The sequence below is a fragment of the Paraburkholderia guartelaensis genome, assembly GCF_004353905.1.
Taxonomy (GTDB): Bacteria; Pseudomonadota; Gammaproteobacteria; order Burkholderiales; family Burkholderiaceae; genus Paraburkholderia; species Paraburkholderia guartelaensis.
In genome coordinates this window covers 261,755-279,851 of sequence record NZ_SMOD01000010.1, presented here as the reverse complement: position 1 = coordinate 279,851, position 18,097 = coordinate 261,755, and the positions used below count along the sequence as shown (strand labels likewise).

The 18,097-nt window shown below is 63.2% G+C and carries 16 protein-coding genes and 1 other RNA gene; 13 read left to right on the top strand and 4 right to left on the bottom strand.

The features are described from left to right. Positions 1-230 (top strand): ATP-binding protein (locus E1N52_RS15955; protein WP_165979312.1); only part of this gene is annotated, 230 nt, incomplete at its 5' end. A 141-nt stretch (positions 231-371) separates the two neighbouring features. On the opposite strand, the gene ssrA is transcribed toward E1N52_RS15955, so the two are convergent. From ssrA to ompA, 4 genes are all read right to left on the bottom strand, one after another. Continuing rightward, positions 372-741: a transfer-messenger RNA gene (ssrA, locus tag E1N52_RS15950) on the bottom strand. Positions 742-842: 101 nt separating this feature from the next. Continuing rightward, complete coding sequence (gene gph / locus E1N52_RS15945; RefSeq protein WP_133183713.1) at positions 843-1,565, bottom strand: phosphoglycolate phosphatase; 723 nt, start codon at positions 1,563-1,565, stop codon at positions 843-845. Between the two features lie 86 nt (positions 1,566-1,651). Continuing rightward, positions 1,652-2,350, bottom strand: coding sequence for a bifunctional 2-polyprenyl-6-hydroxyphenol methylase/3-demethylubiquinol 3-O-methyltransferase UbiG (gene ubiG / locus E1N52_RS15940; RefSeq protein ID WP_133183712.1), 699 nt, complete (start codon positions 2,348-2,350; stop codon positions 1,652-1,654). A 214-nt stretch (positions 2,351-2,564) separates the two neighbouring features. Continuing rightward, positions 2,565-3,209 carry an outer membrane protein OmpA gene (gene ompA / locus E1N52_RS15935; protein WP_042260999.1) on the bottom strand — a complete coding sequence of 215 codons (645 nt, stop codon included), beginning with the start codon at positions 3,207-3,209 and terminating at the stop codon, positions 2,565-2,567. 564 nt (positions 3,210-3,773) lie between these two features. Here ompA and gyrA point away from each other — a divergent pair. From gyrA to lapB, 12 genes are all read left to right on the top strand, one after another. Continuing rightward, on the top strand, positions 3,774-6,383 hold the full coding sequence (gyrA, locus tag E1N52_RS15930; RefSeq protein ID WP_133183711.1) for a DNA gyrase subunit A: 2,610 nt from the start codon (positions 3,774-3,776) through the stop codon (positions 6,381-6,383). A 196-nt stretch (positions 6,384-6,579) separates the two neighbouring features. Then, positions 6,580-7,188, top strand: coding sequence for a DUF2059 domain-containing protein (locus E1N52_RS15925; protein WP_069262944.1), 609 nt, complete (start codon positions 6,580-6,582; stop codon positions 7,186-7,188). Positions 7,189-7,407: 219 nt separating this feature from the next. Next, positions 7,408-8,490, top strand: coding sequence for a 3-phosphoserine/phosphohydroxythreonine transaminase (serC, locus tag E1N52_RS15920; protein ID WP_133183710.1), 1,083 nt, complete (start codon positions 7,408-7,410; stop codon positions 8,488-8,490). Positions 8,491-8,552: 62 nt separating this feature from the next. Further along, positions 8,553-9,638, top strand: coding sequence for a prephenate dehydratase (pheA, locus tag E1N52_RS15915; protein ID WP_133183709.1), 1,086 nt, complete (start codon positions 8,553-8,555; stop codon positions 9,636-9,638). Between the two features lie 129 nt (positions 9,639-9,767). Further along, positions 9,768-10,889, top strand: coding sequence for a histidinol-phosphate transaminase (gene hisC / locus E1N52_RS15910; RefSeq protein WP_133183708.1), 1,122 nt, complete (start codon positions 9,768-9,770; stop codon positions 10,887-10,889). Between the two features lie 31 nt (positions 10,890-10,920). Next, positions 10,921-11,865 carry a prephenate dehydrogenase gene (locus tag E1N52_RS15905; protein ID WP_133183707.1) on the top strand — a complete coding sequence of 315 codons (945 nt, stop codon included), beginning with the start codon at positions 10,921-10,923 and terminating at the stop codon, positions 11,863-11,865. An 82-nt stretch (positions 11,866-11,947) separates the two neighbouring features. Further along, positions 11,948-13,252, top strand: coding sequence for a 3-phosphoshikimate 1-carboxyvinyltransferase (aroA, locus tag E1N52_RS15900; protein WP_110387991.1), 1,305 nt, complete (start codon positions 11,948-11,950; stop codon positions 13,250-13,252). Positions 13,253-13,280: 28 nt separating this feature from the next. Next, complete coding sequence (cmk, locus tag E1N52_RS15895) at positions 13,281-13,976, top strand: (d)CMP kinase (protein WP_133183706.1); 696 nt, start codon at positions 13,281-13,283, stop codon at positions 13,974-13,976. Positions 13,977-14,157: 181 nt separating this feature from the next. Further along, positions 14,158-15,888, top strand: coding sequence for a 30S ribosomal protein S1 (gene rpsA, locus E1N52_RS15890; protein ID WP_258365450.1), 1,731 nt, complete (start codon positions 14,158-14,160; stop codon positions 15,886-15,888). A 25-nt stretch (positions 15,889-15,913) separates the two neighbouring features. Further along, the gene (locus E1N52_RS15885; RefSeq protein WP_027817382.1) at positions 15,914-16,237 is read left to right on the top strand and encodes an integration host factor subunit beta; all 324 of its coding nucleotides are present in this window, start codon (positions 15,914-15,916) and stop codon (positions 16,235-16,237) included. A gap of 293 nt (positions 16,238-16,530) precedes the next feature. Further along, the gene (locus tag E1N52_RS15880) at positions 16,531-16,824 is read left to right on the top strand and encodes a lipopolysaccharide assembly protein LapA domain-containing protein (RefSeq protein ID WP_028208175.1); all 294 of its coding nucleotides are present in this window, start codon (positions 16,531-16,533) and stop codon (positions 16,822-16,824) included. Positions 16,825-16,888: 64 nt separating this feature from the next. Next, positions 16,889-18,064 carry a lipopolysaccharide assembly protein LapB gene (gene lapB, locus E1N52_RS15875; protein ID WP_133183705.1) on the top strand — a complete coding sequence of 392 codons (1,176 nt, stop codon included), beginning with the start codon at positions 16,889-16,891 and terminating at the stop codon, positions 18,062-18,064. Positions 18,065-18,097: the final 33 nt, after the last annotated feature.

Sequence of the window (18,097 nt, the reverse complement as noted above, 5' to 3'; positions counted from 1 at the left end):
AACTGCTGCAGACCCTCGTCCATCAACGCTACAAGCAACGCCGCAGCATCCTCGTCACGTCCAACCGCGTCGTCCAGGACTGGGGGCGCTACCTTCGCGACAGCACCATGGCTTCGACGATCCTTGACCGTCTGCTGCATCGCTCCAAACTCCTCGAGTTTGAAGGCAAGAGCTATCGTCTCCGTGAAGCCGCTGCCAGGCTTGCCGTCACTGAGGAATCCGACGCATAATCCGCTCGTCCTGCCTGGGGGAATTTAGCCGCCCACAAGTGGAGGAGTTTGAACTGCCCATCGGGGGTGGAAAGCAAAAAGCCCCGACAGCCTTGCGGCGCCGGGGCTCGAGTCTATTCGTCGTGGACGAACCGAAATATCTGGTGGAGCCGGCGGGAATCGAACCCGCGTCCAGAAGCAGTCCATAACCAGTTCTACATGCGTAGTTCTGTCATTTGATTTAACCGGAGCGACGCGGACGAACACGCTGCGCTACGGCGATTCACTAGATTTTCGACCTTGGCGTCGTGACGCCACCAAGGCTTAACTGACGTAAATGACCTCTGGCGGTATTGCTACCGGTCTTGCGACGCTAGCCCGTCAGTGAGCCAGGCAGAGGACGGCGGCCGTTAGGCTGCCAGTGCGAACGTATCGTCGTTTGCAGTTACGTTTTTCCCATTGATTAACGAGGTGACGGGTCCTCGGCATGCCCTGATTACTTCATAACCCCTGTCGAAACCAGGTCGGCCCCAGAGGAAGGGACAATTATCCCATAGTTCGCCATATGAGGCGAACCGCGCCCGGTTCAAGGGTGCGCGGGCTGTCCCTGCGCAAAGGCGGTGTGGCTGCGCCTCAGGCCGGCTTGCCGATGTGCTGGAGCAGGGCGAACAGCGTCGCCGTGGTGTCGGCGACATAGTGTGCATTCCAATGCGAGGGCGGCACGTCGTTGCCGCAGTAGCCGTAGGCGGCGGCGATCGTCGCCATGCCCGCCGCGGCGCCCGCCTGCACGTCGCGCAGATCGTCGCCGACATACACCACACGTTGCGGCGTAATGCCGAGCGCCTCTGCCGCGTGCAGCAGTGGCGCCGGATGCGGCTTGGAATAGGGTGTCGTGTCGCCGCTCACCACGCAGCTTGCGCGCGTGTCCAGATGCATCAGCTTCACGAGCGGCTCGGTGAGACGGGCGACCTTGTTGGTCACGATGCCCCAGCGCACGCCGCGGGCGTCGAGGTCGTCGAGGACCGCGTCGATACCCGCGAAGAGCGCCGTCTCGATGCGCAGATTCGCCTCGTAGTTGGCGAGAAACTCCTCGCGCATGGCGGCGAACTCGCGATCGTCGGGGCCAATTCCGAACGCGCCGCCAATCAGGCCGCGCGCGCCCGCCGAAGCGAGCGGACGCAGCTTTTCGAGCGGCGTTGGCGCGAGGCCGCGCGCGTGGCGCATCTGGTTGACGGCGGCGGCGAGGTCGGGGGCCGTATCGGCGAGCGTGCCGTCGAAGTCGAACAGCACGGCGTCGCAGGCGGCAAGCGCTGCGGCGCTGTCCGCGGCAGATTGGGCGTTCGTGGGTGAGTTCATGTCTGGAAGCGATGGCGCGGCGCGCCGGTGTGCAGGAAATGCCGCCGGAGCAGGGTGATCCGGCGGCGCCGCTCGCGCAAGAGCCGTCAGGCGCCGCGCCGGCAAGCGATCATGTAATTGACGCTGGAATCGTTCGAAAGCGCGAAGTGCCGCGTAAGCGGGTTATACGTGATGCCCTTGATCTCCGCGACGTGCATGCCGGCGTCGCGCACGAACGCGGCAAGCTCCGAGGGGCGGATGAAGCGCGCGTAGTCGTGCGTGCCCTTGGGCAGCATCTGGGCGATGTATTCCGCGCCGATCACGGCGAGAAGATACGACTTCACGTTGCGATTGAGCGTCGAAAAGAACACCCAGCCGCCAGGCTTCACGAGCGTTGCGCAGGCCTTCACGACCTCGGCGGGCTGCGGCACGTGTTCGAGCATTTCCATGCAGGTCACGACGTCGAACGACGCAGGCTCGCGCGCGGCGATCGCTTCGGCTGCGATCAGCTCGTAGTCCACCGTCACGCCGCTCTCGAGGCTATGCAGGTCGGCCACGCCGAGCGCTTCGCGCGAAAGGTCGATGCCTTTCACCGTTGCGCCAAGTCCCGCCATCGATTCGGAGAGGATGCCGCCACCGCACCCGATGTCGAGCACACGCTTGGACGGCAGATGCGCATGGCTGTCTATCCAGCTCAGGCGAATAGGGTTGAGTTCGTGCAGCGGCTTGAATTCGGCGTTCGGGTCCCACCAGCGATGAGCGAGATCGCTGAATTTCTGCAGCTCGTGGGGATCGGCATTCGTCATGTCGTGGCAGCCTGAAGCGCGGTGCGGGCTGGAAAGAATAAACCCCGAGTATATAGGCGGGTGCGCAGGGCGGCAAAATGCCACGCAGTGCCGTCAACCTTTCCAAAACGACGAAGCCGCGCGGAAACAGGCGAAAAGAAATAAGGATAAAACGCGGGATAAAAAAAGCCCCGCCGAAGCGGGGCTTTTGAGACTTGCGGTCGAGAGCTCGCGATTACTGCTTTTGCGTGCCGACGACTTCGACTTCCACGCGACGGTCCGGTGCGAGGCAGGCGATGAGAGCCTTGCGGTTCTTCTGGTTGCAGCCCGTCGTAACCGGGTTGCGCTTGCCCTTGCCTTCCGTGTAGATACGCTCTGCCGGAACGCCCTTGCTGACCAGGTACGACTTGACGGCTTGCGCACGGCGCAGCGACAGACGGTCGTTGTAGGCAACCGAGCCGATACGGTCGGTGTAGCCCGTCGCGACGACGACTTCGAGGTTCAGAGCCTGGATCTTGCTTGCCAGGTCGTCCAGCTTTTCCTTACCAGCCGGCTTCAGGATGGCCTTGTCGAAGTCGAACAGGGCGTCAGCCTGGTACGTGATCTTCTGGCTGGTGATGGCCGGCGGCGGCGGAGCGACCGGCGGCTGCGGTGCCTGGGCGACCAGGGCGCCATCGCACTTGGCGTTGGCGGTGGCCGGCGTCCAGAATGCATCGCGCCAGCAAAGCTCGTTCGTGCCGTTCATCCACACGTATTCGCCGGTACCATTCACCCAGTTGTCATTGACGGCTTGTCGCGACGCCGGCACCGATTGTGCCTGAGCGGATGCAGCCACAACTGCGGTAGCTGCAATGAACGCGAGCTTTGAAAGTTTATTCATATTTCTCCTCTCGAAATTGAGATTACCGCAGGTTTACTGCGAGCCATATGACGAAGACAAGTCATACATTGCTCGAAGTATAACATTGGCAAGTTGTGGGGAACGCTTTGCGTTGTGTAGACTTCGAGCAGTGTCTAACTTTGTGCGTTGGCATTTTGCCATATCGTTCCCCTCCGACGATAAAAAAAATCCGCCCCTTTCACTGCTGCCGGTCGAACGTGGTACGCCCGCAACAAAAAAGTTCCCTTAATTTTACCTGGTATTGCGCCTGGGTAGCGGGAGCGTCACACATTGTCATCCAAATCAGTCGCGATGCATCTGATTCCGGTTCGCACTGCGGCGTTTGCGCCACGCTCAAGCCGCTTTTGAGCGCTTCGGCTTCACCCCTCTAATAGGTATACGCAGGCGGCGGGCGAGGGCGTCGTGCATGGTAGAATCGCGTGATGCGCTGCGTCCGCGGCGTCCATGCGACAGCTGGGCGTCTCGCGGTGACTGCGGCGACCCTTCGCTCTTCCAGTTGGGGCGAGGCGCTAGCACACCGCGTGCCCAAATAAGACATCGATAATGGATCAATTCGCCAAAGAGACTCTGCCAATCTCCCTCGAGGAGGAAATGCGCCGCTCGTATCTCGATTACGCGATGAGCGTGATCGTCGGGCGAGCACTTCCGGATGTTCGTGACGGCCTGAAGCCTGTCCACCGGCGCGTGCTCTACGCAATGCACGAGCTGAATAACGACTGGAACCGCGCTTACAAGAAGTCGGCCCGTATCGTCGGCGACGTCATCGGTAAGTACCACCCCCACGGCGACACGGCTGTCTACGACACGATCGTGCGGATGGCGCAGGACTTTTCGCTGCGCTACATGCTGGTCGACGGCCAGGGTAACTTCGGCTCCATCGACGGCGACAACGCCGCCGCCATGCGATACACCGAAATCCGCATGGCGAAGATCGGCCACGAGCTGCTGGCCGACATCGACAAGGAAACGGTCGACTTCGGGCCGAACTACGACGGCAGCGAGAGCGAGCCGCAGATCCTGCCCGCGCGCATTCCGAACCTGCTCATCAACGGTTCGTCGGGTATCGCGGTCGGCATGGCCACGAACATTCCGCCGCACAATCTCAACGAAGTCGTCGACGCTTGCCAGCATCTGCTGAAGACCCCGCATGCAACGATCGACGAACTGATCGAGATCATCCCCGCGCCCGATTTCCCGACCGCCGGCATTATTTATGGCGTCGCAGGCGTGCGCGACGGCTATCGCACCGGCCGCGGCCGCGTCGTGATGCGCGCGGCCACGCACTTCGAGGAAATCGATCGCGGCCAGCGCATGGCGATCATCGTCGACGAGCTGCCGTATCAGGTGAACAAGCGTTCGTTGCTCGAACGCATTGCCGAGCTCGTCAACGAGAAGAAGCTCGAAGGCATTTCCGATATTCGCGACGAATCCGACAAGAGCGGCATGCGTGTCGTGATCGAGCTCAAGCGCGGCGAAGTGCCCGAGGTCATCCTCAACAATCTGTATAAGGCGACGCAGCTGCAAGACACGTTCGGCATGAACATGGTCGCGCTGGTGGACAACCAGCCGAAGCTGCTGAACCTGAAGGAAATGCTCGAGCATTTCCTCTCGCATCGCCGCGAAGTGCTCACGCGTCGCACGGTGTACGAACTGCGCAAGGCGCGCGAACGCGGCCACGTGCTCGAAGGTCTCGCTGTCGCACTCGCGAACATCGACGACTTCATCGAACTCATCAAGGCCGCGCCGACGCCGCCTATCGCGAAGCAGGAGTTGATGAACCGCTCGTGGGATTCGTCGCTCGTGCGCGAGATGCTGACGCGCGCGGAGCAGGACAATGCCGCGGCGGGTGGGCGCGAAGCCTACCGTCCGGAAGGTCTGAACCCGCAATATGGTATGCAGGCCGACGGCCTCTACCGTCTGTCCGACACGCAGGCGCAGGAAATCCTGCAAATGCGCCTCCAGCGCCTGACCGGCCTGGAGCAGGACAAGATCATCGGCGAGTACCGCGAAGTCATGGCGCAGATCGCCGACCTGCTCGACATCCTCGCGCGCCCCGAGCGCGTAACGACCATGATCTCCGACGAACTCACCTCGATCAAGAGCGAATTCGGCGACGCCCGCCGCTCGAAGATCGAGATGAACGCCACGGAGCTCAACACCGAAGACCTGATCACGCCGCAGGACATGGTCGTGACCATGTCGCACGCCGGTTATGTGAAATCGCAGCCGTTGTCGGAATATCGCGCCCAGAAGCGCGGAGGTCGCGGCAAGCAGGCAACGTCGATGAAGGACGACGACTGGATCGACACGCTCTTCATCGCCAATACGCACGACCACATCCTGTGCTTCTCGAATCGCGGCCGCGTGTACTGGGTGAAGGTGTATGAAGTGCCGCAGGGTTCGCGCAACTCGCGCGGCCGTCCGATCGTCAACATGTTCCCGCTGCAGGATGGCGAGAAGATCACGGTCGTGCTGCCGGTCAAGGAATTCTCGGCCGACAAGTTTGTTTTCATGGCTACAGCGCTCGGCACGGTAAAGAAGACGCCGCTCGAAGCCTTTAGCCGCCCGCTGCGCAAGGGTATTATTGCGGTCGGTCTCGACGACGGCGACTACCTGATCGGCGCTGCGATCACCGACGGCGAGCACGACGTCATGCTGTTCTCCGACGCCGGCAAGGCGGTGCGCTTCGACGAGAACGACGTGCGCCCGATGGGCCGCGAAGCGCGCGGCGTGCGTGGCATGCAGCTCGAAGACAATCAGCAGGTCATCGCGCTGCTCGTGGCGGGCGACGAGCAGCAGTCGGTGCTCACCGCGACAGAAAACGGTTATGGCAAGCGCACCCCGATCACGGAGTACACGCGCCACGGCCGCGGGACGAAGGGCATGATCGCGATCCAGACGTCGGAGCGCAACGGCAAGGTGGTTGCGGCCACACTCGTCGACTCCGAAGCGCAGATCATGTTGATCACCACCACGGGCGTTCTGATTCGCACCCGCGTGTCGGAAATTCGCGAAATGGGCCGTGCAACGCAAGGTGTTACACTCATCAGCCTTGACGAAGGTACGAAGCTTTCCGGACTGCAGCAGGTCGCCGAAGCGGACGCAGAAGCGGACGCCGAAGGTGAGGGCGAACCGGGCGAAGGCGAAGAGTGATACGTCATCCTGGCCCGCTGAAGTGCGTTCAATCGATGCGCTTACGCGGGCTTTAAGGTGGGTTTCAGCGAACCTTGTTAGTGTCAGCGAAATGAATGGTATGTCGGGCGGACGGGTGAGCGGGCGCATAACGCAACGCGGCGCCCCGCAGTCCGCACGGCAGCGCAAATCGATTAATTTCTCAAAGGGAGTAATGATGCAAAAACGATTCAAGCAGGTGATGTTGCTGGCCGCTCTCGTGCCGACGTTTGCCATGGCTCAGGCGCTCCAGAACCAGGCGCCCGCCCCCCAGGCACCGGCAGCGGCTGCAGCACCCGTCGATCCGGCCAAGCAAGCCGCGATCAAGGACCTGCTCGACGCGATCGACGCACAGAAGCTCGTCGGCGCAATCGGCAACAGCGCCCAGATGCAAGCCAAGCAGCTCGTCCCGGCGATCCTGTCGGACGCGCTCTCGGAAAACAAGACGATGACGGACAAGCAGAAGCAAGCTGCTGTTCCGTCGCTGCAGAAGAACGCCGTGCCGAAGCTGGTTGACTCGGCAGGCCAGGTCTTCGCGACCGACTCGTTCAAGACGGACGCCATGCAAGCTCAGTACGACGCCTACGCGAAGTACTACAGCACGCAGGAAATCAAGGACCTGACCACGTTCTACCGCAGCCCGACCGGCCGCAAGTTCATTCAGGTTCAAGACCAGGTTGGCCGCGATGTCGTGAACAGCCTGATGCAGAAGTACATGCCGCAGTCGATCAAGGCAACGCGCGACCAGGCCGACAAGGAAGTCGCTTCGGTCAAGGTCGGCAAGTAAGCCTGGCAATAGCCCTTCTGGTCCGCAGCCATGATGTACGGTAGCGGGGCCGGATCGGCCGCATAGACTGGAGAGCCCACCGCCGCGCCGTGCGTGGCGGGTTCCCGGCGACAATGCGATAATGGTCGTTTGCGCGAGAAGCGCAAGCGGCCATTTTCTTTTTCTGGCGCGTTTTCCGGCGGTTTTTGCCACAGCGCCTGCCTCGGGGATCTCTTTACGATGCGCGTCTACAACTTCTCAGCCGGACCGGCAGCGTTGCCAGAAGAAGTCCTGCGTCAGGCCGCTGACGAAATGCTCGACTGGCACGGCAGCGGCATGGGCGTGATGGAAATGAGCCATCGCGGCCCGGAATTCATGCAGATCCACGCCGAGGCGCTGCTCGATCTGCGCGAGCTGATGCAGGTGCCCGCAAGCCACCAGATTCTGTTCCTGCAGGGCGGCGGCATCGGCGAAAACGCGATCGTGCCGCTCAACCTGTTTGGTTCGAAGCCGCGCGCCGATTTCGTCGTCACTGGCTCGTGGTCGCAGAAGTCGCAGAAGGAAGCGCTCAAGTACGGCGAAGCGCATATCGCCGCGACGGGCCGCACCGAAGCCGGCTTCACGCATTCGCCGCCGAAGAGCGAGTGGAAGCTCTCCGACGACCCCGCTTATGTGCACCTGTGCACGAATGAGACGATCGACGGCGTCGAGACCTTCGAGATTCCCGACCTCGGCGACATTCCGCTCGTGGCCGACGCCTCGTCGCATATCCTGTCGCGCCCGATGGACATCGCCAAGTACGGCGTGCTCTACGGCGGCGCGCAGAAGAACATCGGCATGGCGGGCGTGACGGTGGTGATCGTGCGCGAAGACCTGCTCGACCGTTCGATGCCGATCTGTCCTTCGGCGTTCGAATGGAAGACCGTGGCCGCGAACAACTCGATGTTCAACACGCCGCCGACCTACGCGATCTATATCGCCGGGCTCGTGTTCAAGTGGTTGAAGCGTCAAGGCGGCCTTGAAGTCATCGAGGCGCGCAATGTGGAAAAAGCGAAGCTGCTCTACGACACGATCGACGCAAGCAGCTTCTATATCAACAAGGTGGAGCGCCGCGCGCGCTCGCGGATGAACGTGCCGTTCTTCCTCGCCGACGAAACACGTAACGCAGATTTCCTCGCCGGCGCCAAAGAGCGCGGGCTGTTGCAGCTGAAGGGCCACAAGTCCGTCGGCGGCATGCGGGCATCGATTTACAACGCGGTGCCGCTCGAAGCAGTGAATGCGCTGGTCGAGTACATGAAGGAATTCGAGGCGAAGCACGCGTAAGCGCTCCTCGCTCACGGGCGAAGCGGCGCCGCGCGCATCCTTTCAGATTGCCGGTTTCACGCATGGACGACGAACTCAACTCCCAACTCAAGCCGCTGCGCGAACGCATCGATGCAATCGACGCGCAGCTCATCGCGCTCCTGAACCAGCGCGCCTCGGTCGCGCTCGAAGTAGGCGAGGTCAAGAAGCATTTCAACGCGCCGGTGTTTCGCCCGGAGCGCGAGCTTCAGGTCATCGAGCGCCTGCAGAACATGAGCGACGGTCCGCTCGGCAACGATCACATCAGCGCGATCTGGCGCGAGATCATGGCCGCGAGCCGTTCGCTCGAAAAGACGATTTCGGCTGCGTTCCTCGGCCCGGTCGGCACCTATAGCGAACAGGCGATGTACCAGTACTTCGGTCAGTCGATCGAAGGCCTGCCGTGTCCGTCGATCGACGAGGTGTTCCGCTCGGTCGAGGCGGGCGCAGCCGAGTTCGGCGTCGTGCCGGTCGAGAACTCGACCGAGGGCGCCGTTTCGCGCACGCTCGACCTGTTCCTCGAAACGCAGCTCGTCATCGGCGGCGAAATCGCGTTGCCGATTCAGCACAATCTGATGACGCAAAGCGGCAACCTGCAAGGTGTTACGCGCGTGTGCGCGCATCCGCAGGCGCTCGCACAGTGTCAGCACTGGCTGACGGCGAACGCGCCGCAGCTCGAGCGTCAGAGCGTGTCGAGCAATGCGGAGGCCGCACGTCTTGCCGCCGCCGACCCGACGGTCGCCGCGATTGCGGGCGATCGCGCCGCCACGCACTACGGTCTCCTGATTGCGAACGCGCTGATCCAGGATGATCCGCACAACCGCACGCGCTTCGTCATGATCGGCAAGCAGCCGGCTGGCGCGACGGGTCGCGACCAGACTTCGATGATCGTGTCGGTGAAGAACGAGCCGGGCGCGGTGTACAAGTTGCTCGAGCCGCTCGCGCGTCACAGCGTGTCGATGACGCGATTCGAGTCGCGGCCGGCGCGCCTTGGCAGCACGTGGGAGTACTACTTCTACATCGACTTCGAAGGTCACCGCGACGAACCCGCCGTGGCCGCCGCGCTCGACGAACTCAGCAAGAAAGCCGCGTATCTGAAGATCCTCGGTTCGTATCCGCGCGCACGCTAAAGCTCGGAAGGTGCGGGCGGCCCGCCGCCAACCGCCGCCCGCCGCATGAGGATGCCGGGCGGCGCGCCTTTCCCGATCTGTCTGGATGAGACCGTTGTACGCCCGGCGCCTTGAGCCCTGGAGAGACGCATGACCACGCAATTCGGCCCCTCGTATGTGCGCGCAATCGCGCCATACATCGCCGGCAAACCGATTTCCGAAGTCGCTCGCGAGTTCGGGCTCGACGAAGCGCGCATCGTGAAGCTCGCGTCGAATGAGAATCCGCTTGGTATGCCCGAATCGGCGCAACGCGCGATCGTGCAGGCTGCGAGCGAATTGGGCCGTTATCCCGATTCGAACGCGTTCGAGCTGAAGGCTGCGCTGGCCGCGCGCTACGCCGTGCCGCCCGAGTGGATCACGCTCGGCAACGGCAGCAATGACATTCTCGAAATGGCCGCGCATGCGTTCGTCGAGCGCGGTCAGTCGATCGTGTATTCGCAGTACTCATTCGCGGTCTATGCGCTTGCGACCCAGGGCCTCGGCGCTCGCCATATCGTGACGCCGGCTGTGCGCTACGGTCACGATCTCGATGCGATGCTGACGGCGATCGACGAAGACACGCGTCTCGTGTTCGTGGCGAACCCGAACAACCCGACCGGCACGTTCGTCGATGGCGCGAAGCTCGAGGCGTTCATCGCGAAGGTGCCCGCGCATGTCGCGGTTGTGCTCGACGAGGCGTACACGGAATACCTCGCGGCTGAGAAGCGCTATGACTCGATCGCGTGGGTGCGCCGCTATCCGAACCTGCTCGTTTCGCGCACGTTCTCGAAAGCCTACGGACTCGCCGGCCTGCGCATCGGCTTTGCGATCGCGCAGCCGGAGCTGACCGATCTGCTCAACCGTTTGCGCCAGCCGTTCAACGTCAACACGCTCGCGCAGGCAGCCGCCATCGCGGCGCTCGGCGATGCGCCGTTCCTCGAGCGCAGCGCGGCGCTCAACGCCGAAGGCTATCGCACGCTCACCGCGGCGTTCGAGCGCCTCGGCCTCGAATACGTGCCGTCGGACGGCAATTTCGTGCTGGTGCGCGTGGCGAAGGACGCAACGGACGACGGCGCCGGCGAGCGCGTGAATCTCGCGCTGCTCAAGCAAGCGGTGATTGTGCGTCCGGTTGGCAACTACGGCCTGCCGCAATGGCTGCGTGTGACGATCGGCTTGCCCGAGGAGAACGCGGCATTCGTCGCGGCCCTCGAGCGAGCGCTAGGCGCGCCGTGAGCGCGCATTCTTTACTTTTTTCGGTGACGTCGTGAGCGCGTTTTCGTTTAACAAACTGGTGATTTTCGGCGTGGGCCTGATCGGCGGGTCGCTTGCACGCGCATTGCGCGAGCGCGGTTCGCACGGCGGCGAAGGCGCGCAGGTGATCGGCGTGGGCCGCAGCGCGCAGTCTGTCTCGCGCGCGCTCGAACTGGGCGTGATCGACGCCGCCGCGACGCTCGACGACGAAACGGCACTCGCCGCCGCGCTGGACGGCGCCGACATCGTGCTGATCGCGGCTCCCGTCGCGCAAACCCAGGCGCTGCTCGAGCGCATCGCGCCGCACCTGGGGCAAGCAACCATCGTCACCGACGCCGGTAGCACCAAGAGCGACGTGATCGCCGCGGCCCGCGCTGCGCTCGGCGTGCGCGTCGCCCAGTTCGTGCCGGGACATCCGATCGCCGGGCGCGAGTCGAGCGGCGTCGATGCCGCGTTGCCCGATCTCTACGTGGGCCGCAACGTCGTGCTGTGCCCGCTTGCGGAAAACGCACCGGCTTCGGTCGAGCGCATTGCCGCGATGTGGCGCGCCACGGGCGCCGTGATCGGCGAGATGCCGGCCGCGCAGCACGATCGCGTGTTCGCTTCGGTGAGCCATCTGCCGCATGTGTTGTCTTTTGCGCTCGTCGACCAGATTCTCGCTTCGCCCGACGCGCAGCTGAAATTCTCGTTCGCAGCGGGCGGCTTCCGCGACTTCACGCGCATTGCCGCGTCGAGCCCCGAAATGTGGCGCGACGTGTGCCTCGCGAACCGCGCGGCGCTGCTCGCAGAACTCGACGGCTACACTGAAGTGCTGGCGAAGCTGCGCGCGGCCATCGACGCCGGCGACGGCGTTGCGCTCGAAACCGTGTTCGCGCGTTCGCGCGCGGCGCGCGAGGCGTGGCAGGAACGCGGCGGCAAGGGCGCGGCGGCGGCCATCGATACAGCACCAGGCAAATAAGCAAGCAGGACCCAGACCGACGGCGCGAGCGCCGCAACCTCAGGCAATCTCAGGTAACACCAGGCATTCTCAGGACACGCTCATGGAACACCTCGATCTCGGACCGTTCACCCGTGCGTCCGGCACGATCCGTCTGCCCGGCTCGAAAAGCATCTCGAACCGCGTGCTGCTGCTCGCAGCGCTGGCCGAGGGCGAAACGACCATCACGAACCTGCTCGACTCCGACGACACGCGCGTGATGCTCGACGCGCTGGAAAAGCTCGGCGTGAAGCTCAAGCGCGAGGACGACACCTGCGTCGTGCAGGGCACGCGCGGCGCGTTCCAGGCGGTGCGCGCGGATCTCTTTCTTGGCAACGCGGGCACGGCGGTGCGTCCGCTCACGGCCGCGCTCGCGGTGAATGGCGGCGACTACCGCATTCACGGCGTGCCGCGCATGCACGAGCGGCCTATCGGCGATCTCGTGGACGGCCTGCGCCAGATCGGCGCGAAGATCGATTACGAAGAAAACGAAGGCTATCCGCCGCTGCGCATCCGCCCGGCGCCGATTTCGGTCGAGGCGCCCATCCGCGTGCGCGGCGACGTGTCGAGCCAGTTCCTCACCGCGCTTCTGATGACGCTGCCGCTCGTGCGCGCCAAGGACGGCGTGACGATCGTCGAAGTGGACGGCGAGCTGATCTCCAAGCCCTACATCGAAATCACGATCAAGCTGATGGAGCGCTTCGGCGTGAAGGTCGAGCGCCACGGCTGGCATCGCTTCGAGATCCCGGCAGGCGTGCGCTATCAGTCGCCGGGCAAGATCATGGTGGAAGGCGATGCGTCTTCGGCGTCGTATTTTCTCGCCGCTGGCGCGATCGGCGGCGGCCCGCTGCGCGTGGAAGGCGTGGGGCGCTCGAGCATCCAGGGCGACGTTGCGTTCGCCGCGGCGCTCATGCGCATGGGCGCGAACGTCACGGTCGCCGACGACTGGATCGAGGTGCGCGGGATCGGCAACGATCACGGCAAGCTCGACCCCATCGACATGGACTTCAACCTGATTCCCGACGCGGCCATGACGATCGCCGTGGCGGCGCTCTTCGCCGATGGCGCGACGACGCTGCGCAACATCGCGAGTTGGCGCGTGAAGGAAACCGACCGCATCGCCGCGATGGCCACGGAACTGCGCAAGGTGGGCGCGAACGTGGAAGAGGGCCCGGATTACCTGATCGTGCGTCCGCCCGAGAAACTCACGCCGAACGCCGCGATCGACACCTACGACGATCACCGCATGGCGATGTGCTTCTCGCTCGTGAGCCTCGGCGGCGTGCCGGTGCGCATCAACGACCCGAAGTGCGTCGGCAAGACGTTCCCCGATTATTTCGAGCGCTTCCTCGCGCTCGCGCAACCTTGATTCAAATGAAGCCGAGTACCTTTGCCGCATGAAATCGACCCGTCCCTTTTATCCGACGCCCGTCATCACGATCGACGGCCCGACCGCCTCCGGCAAGGGCACGGTGGCCGCGCTGGTCGCCGCGCAACTCGGCTTTCACCTGCTCGACAGCGGCGCGCTGTACCGGCTGGCGGCGCTCGCGAGCGTGCGCTACGCGATTGCTGCCGATGACGCCGAGAGCCTTGCGAAGCTGATCGACGATCTCCATATCACGTTCCGCGAGGGGCTTGCGCAGCTCGACGGCGTCGACGTTTCGAACGAAATCCGTGCCGAGCAAGTGGGCAACCGCGCCTCGATGATCGCCGCGCATCCTGCCGTGCGTACCGCGCTCGTGGCGCGCCAGCGGGCGTTTCGCAAGCTTCCCGGGCTCGTCGCGGACGGCCGCGACATGGGCACCGTGATCTTCCCGGACGCCGTTCTGAAGGTGTTTTTGACGGCCAGCGTGGAGGCCCGCGCGGCCCGCCGGCATAAGCAATTGATCCAAAAAGGTTTTTCTGCTAATATGGATGACTTGCTTCGGGATTTGCGTGAACGCGACGCGCGCGACAGTAACCGCGCGGCTGCGCCGCTCAAGCCTGCAGCGGATGCGCAGCTTCTCGATACCTCGGCGCTCTCCGTCGACCAGGCGGTCGAACAGGTGGTGCAGTGGTACCAGGAGTCGAGCCAACTGCGGCCGGTACGGTAGTCAACGAACGCGGCAAAGCGCAGTAAAGAAAGCAGTAAGCAGTGCCAGTTGGTGCCCTGGAAAGAAACAGGGCGTGTGTTAAACCCTTTAACCCCGTATGGCTTTTGCATCTGCGCCGCGAGCATAGTGTTCCGGCCTCAACGCCCGGCAGTCAAAACTGGCTGGCAGGGCAGCGAAAACCATGCAAATCCAGATTTTTATGTCCGACCTGCAAACCTCCACCCCCAATACCGAATCCTTTGCGGCTCTGTTCGAAGAGTCGCTGACCCGCCAGGACATGCGCGCCGGCGAAGTCATCTCCGCTGAAGTCGTGCGCGTCGACCACAACTTCGTGGTCGTCAACGCTGGCCTGAAGTCCGAGGCCTATATTCCTATCGAGGAATTCCTGAACGACCAGGGCGAAGTGGAGGTTCAGGCGGGTGATTTCGTTTCCGTCGCGATCGACGCGCTGGAAAACGGCTACGGCGACACCATCCTGTCGCGCGACAAGGCGAAGCGTCTCGCTTCGTGGCTGTCGCTGGAAAAGGCTCTCGACAACAACGAACTCGTGACCGGCACGATCACGGGCAAGGTCAAGGGCGGCATGACCGTCATGGTCAACGGCATCCGCGCGTTCCTGCCGGGTTCGCTCGTCGACACGCGTCCGGTCAAGGACACGACGCCGTACGAAGGCAAGACCCTCGAATTCCGCGTCATCAAGCTCGACCGCAAGCGTAACAACGTCGTGCTGTCGCGCCGCGCAGTGATCGAAGCCACGCAAGGCGAAGAGCGCGCAAAGCTGCTCGAAACGCTGAAGGAAGGCGCGATCGTCAACGGCGTGGTCAAGAACATCACCGACTACGGCGCGTTCGTGGACCTCGGCGGCATCGACGGCCTGCTGCACATCACCGACATCGCATGGCGTCGCGTGCGTCACCCGAGCGAAGTTCTCTCGGTTGGCCAGGAAGTCACCGCGAAGATCCTCAAGTTCGACCAGGAAAAGAACCGCGTTTCGCTCGGTATCAAGCAACTGGGCGACGATCCGTGGGAAGGCATCTCGCGCCGTTACCCGTCGGGCACGCGTCTGTTCGGCAAGGTCACGAACATCACCGACTACGGCGCGTTCGTCGAAGTCGAATCGGGCATCGAAGGCCTGGTTCACGTGTCGGAAATGGACTGGACCAACAAGAACGTTGCTCCGTCGAAGGTTGTCCAGCTGGGCGACGAAGTCGAAGTCATGGTCCTCGAGATCGACGAAGACCGCCGCCGCATCTCGCTCGGCATGAAGCAGTGCAAGCCGAATCCGTGGGATGACTTCAGCCGCAACTTCAAGAAGGGCGACAAGCTCCAGGGCGCGATCAAGTCGATCACCGACTTCGGCGTGTTCATCGGTCTGCCTGGCGGCATCGACGGTCTGGTTCACCTTTCGGATCTGTCGTGGTCGGAAGCTGGCGAAGAAGCCGTTCGCAAGTACAAGAAGGGCGACGAAGTCGAAGCCGTGGTTCTGGGCATCGACGTCGAGAAGGAACGCATTTCGCTCGGCATCAAGCAGCTCGAAGGCGACCCGTTCAGCAACTTCGTTGCTGTCAACGACAAGGGTTCGATCGTCGACGGCGTGGTCAAGTCGGTTGACGCCAAGGGCGCAGTCGTGACGCTGAACGCCGACGTCGAAGGCTACCTGCGTGCTTCGGAAATCGCGCAAGACCGCGTGGAAGATGCTCGCAACGTGCTGAAGGAAGGCGACAAGGTCAACGCGATGATCATCAACATCGATCGCAAGTCGCGTGGCATCAACCTGTCGATCAAGGCGAAGGACTCGGCTGAGACGCAGGAAGCACTGCGCAGCATGTCGGCTGATTCGGGTCAGGCTGCTACCGGCACGACCAATCTCGGCGCGCTGCTGAAGGCCAAGCTCGACGGCCAGAACCAGTAAGCCTCAAACGGGGGCAAGCTGAAGTATGACCAAATCTGAATTGGTCGCGCAGCTGGCTACGCGATTTCCGCAACTTGTTCTCAAGGACGCGGATTTCGCGGTCAAGACGATGCTCGATGCGATGTCCGAGGCGCTTGCCAAGGGCCATCGCATCGAAATTCGTGGCTTTGGCAGCTTCGGCCTGAATCGTCGGCCGTCGCGCGTCGGCCGCAATCCCAAGTCGGGTGAAAAGGTGCTGGTGCCTGAGAAGTTCGTGCCGCACTTCAAGCCGGGCAAGGAATTGCGCGAGCGCGTGGACCGTAATTCGGGCGAGCCGCTGAAGGCGGACGAGCCGGACGACGACCTGTAAGCGTTGGATCGTTTTCGATCAGGCGATTGCGGTCGTCGGCGGTCAATGCCAGATGGCCAGAATGCATGGACCGGTAAAAAGCGCTGGGGTGAATAACCCCGGCGTTTTTTTTCGTCTGCGTTTTTTCGACGCGGTTAGTTCCGGCAAGCTGGATTGCCACGCTCGGCGCTCGCGCACACGTGTCGGCCCGCGAGCCGTTCAATTACAATACGGGACACTTCGGCGCGGCTTGTGCTGCGACGCAGCATGTCCGCCGTGCCGGCGCCTTTCTCAACTGCCAAGAGAATCCTTCAATGAGATTGATCGCCTGGGTGATCCGTGTGCTGGTGTTCGTACTGCTGCTCGTACTTGCGCTCGCCAACACGCAAACCGCGACGCTGAACTTTCTGGCCGGATATTCGTGGCAGGCCCCGCTGATCCTGATCGGCCTCGCGTTTTTTGTCGTGGGGCTGCTGGCGGGGCTGCTTTCCGCGCTGCCCGGCGTGTTCCGGCTGCGCATGGAAAACGGCCGCCTCAAACGCGACTTGCGCGTGGCGCGTGAAACGCCCACGCCGAGCGTCGAGCCGCCGCTGCCGCCGCTCATCTGATTTGTATTGCCGTGCCGCGCGCCTGAACGCGTGCGGCTGATTTTCCGCTCATACCATCGCTCGCATGGATCTCGATTTTTGGTGGCTCCTCGTCATTCCCGTGGCTTTCGCGCTCGGCTGGATGGCGTCGCGCTACGACCTGAAGGCACTGCTTTCCGAAAGCGCCAACCTGCCGCGCTCGTATTTTCGCGGCCTGAATTTTCTGCTCAACGAGCAGCCGGACAAGGCCATCGACGCGTTCATCGAGGTCGCCAAGCTCGACCCCGAAACCGTCGAGTTGCACTTCGCGCTCGGCAATCTGTTTCGCCGCCGCGGCGAGACCGACCGCGCGATCCGCGTGCATCAGAACCTGCTTTCGCGTTCCGACCTGCCCGTAAACGAGCGCGACCACGCGCTTTATGAACTCGGCCAGGATTTTCTGAAGGCCGGCATGCTCGACCGCGCCGAAGAGACCTTCGGCAAGCTCAAGTCGGGCGACTTCGCACTCGGTGCACAGCGCGCACTGCTCGCGATCTACGAGATCGAGAAGGATTGGAACCGCTGCATCGACACGGCGCGTCATCTCGAAACGATGGGCGCGGCGTCGCTCGACCTCGAGATCGCGCAGTTCCATTGCGAACTCGCGCAGGAAGCGCTCCAGCAGAAAAAGCCCGACGAAGCGCGCCGTCAGCTGGCGCTCGCGCTCAAGGCCAACGCGCAGAACGTGCGCGCGACGATCCTCGCGGGCGACGTCGACGCGGCAAGCGGCGATTGCGAGAGTGCGCTTGGGCACTGGCGCGAAGTCGAAGCGCAAAACCCCGCTTATCTGCCGCTCGTGGCCGAAAAGGTCATGAAGGCCTACGAGACGCTCGGCCGCGCCGAAGAGGGCGCACAATTGCTCACGACGTGGGTCGACGCGTATCCGTCGAACGATCTGCTCGATGTCGCCTACAAGTATGTCGCCGCGCTGCGCGGCCCCGATGCGGCGCACGCGCTCGCCCGCACGCAGATGCAGAAGTCGCCGAATCTCGCCGGCATGTCGCGCCTGCTCGAAGCGCAGCAGGCCACGGCCGAAGAGCCGCGCCGCAGCGAACTCGAACTGATGCGCAAGCTGCTCCAGCAGCGCACCAAGAACCTGCCTCGCTACACCTGCCAGAACTGCGGCTTCCGGGCGCGCCTCTTCTACTGGCAGTGTCCGGGCTGCAGCGGCTGGGAAACCTATGCGCCGCGCCGCGTCGAGCCGGTTCCCGCGTCGAGCTGAGCCTTAAGGGCGCGCGCTTAGCCCGGCACCTGG

What these genes read in the sequence shown, in the direction of transcription:
- E1N52_RS15925 (WP_069262944.1), top strand. Translation starts at nt 6,580, where the DNA reads ATGCAAAAACGATTCAAGCAGGTGATGTTGCTGGCCGCTCTCGTGCCG.
- E1N52_RS15885 (WP_027817382.1), top strand. Translation starts at nt 15,914, where the DNA reads ATGACCAAATCTGAATTGGTCGCGCAGCTGGCTACGCGATTTCCGCAA.
- hisC (WP_133183708.1), top strand. Translation starts at nt 9,768, where the DNA reads ATGACCACGCAATTCGGCCCCTCGTATGTGCGCGCAATCGCGCCATAC.
- cmk (WP_133183706.1), top strand. Translation starts at nt 13,281, where the DNA reads ATGAAATCGACCCGTCCCTTTTATCCGACGCCCGTCATCACGATCGAC.
- ompA (WP_042260999.1), bottom strand. Translation starts at nt 3,209, where the DNA reads ATGAATAAACTTTCAAAGCTCGCGTTCATTGCAGCTACCGCAGTTGTG.
- gyrA (WP_133183711.1), top strand. Translation starts at nt 3,774, where the DNA reads ATGGATCAATTCGCCAAAGAGACTCTGCCAATCTCCCTCGAGGAGGAA.
- pheA (WP_133183709.1), top strand. Translation starts at nt 8,553, where the DNA reads ATGGACGACGAACTCAACTCCCAACTCAAGCCGCTGCGCGAACGCATC.
- E1N52_RS15880 (WP_028208175.1), top strand. Translation starts at nt 16,531, where the DNA reads ATGAGATTGATCGCCTGGGTGATCCGTGTGCTGGTGTTCGTACTGCTG.
- lapB (WP_133183705.1), top strand. Translation starts at nt 16,889, where the DNA reads ATGGATCTCGATTTTTGGTGGCTCCTCGTCATTCCCGTGGCTTTCGCG.
- ubiG (WP_133183712.1), bottom strand. Translation starts at nt 2,350, where the DNA reads ATGACGAATGCCGATCCCCACGAGCTGCAGAAATTCAGCGATCTCGCT.
- gph (WP_133183713.1), bottom strand. Translation starts at nt 1,565, where the DNA reads ATGAACTCACCCACGAACGCCCAATCTGCCGCGGACAGCGCCGCAGCG.
- aroA (WP_110387991.1), top strand. Translation starts at nt 11,948, where the DNA reads ATGGAACACCTCGATCTCGGACCGTTCACCCGTGCGTCCGGCACGATC.
- rpsA (WP_258365450.1), top strand. Translation starts at nt 14,158, where the DNA reads ATGCAAATCCAGATTTTTATGTCCGACCTGCAAACCTCCACCCCCAAT.
- serC (WP_133183710.1), top strand. Translation starts at nt 7,408, where the DNA reads ATGCGCGTCTACAACTTCTCAGCCGGACCGGCAGCGTTGCCAGAAGAA.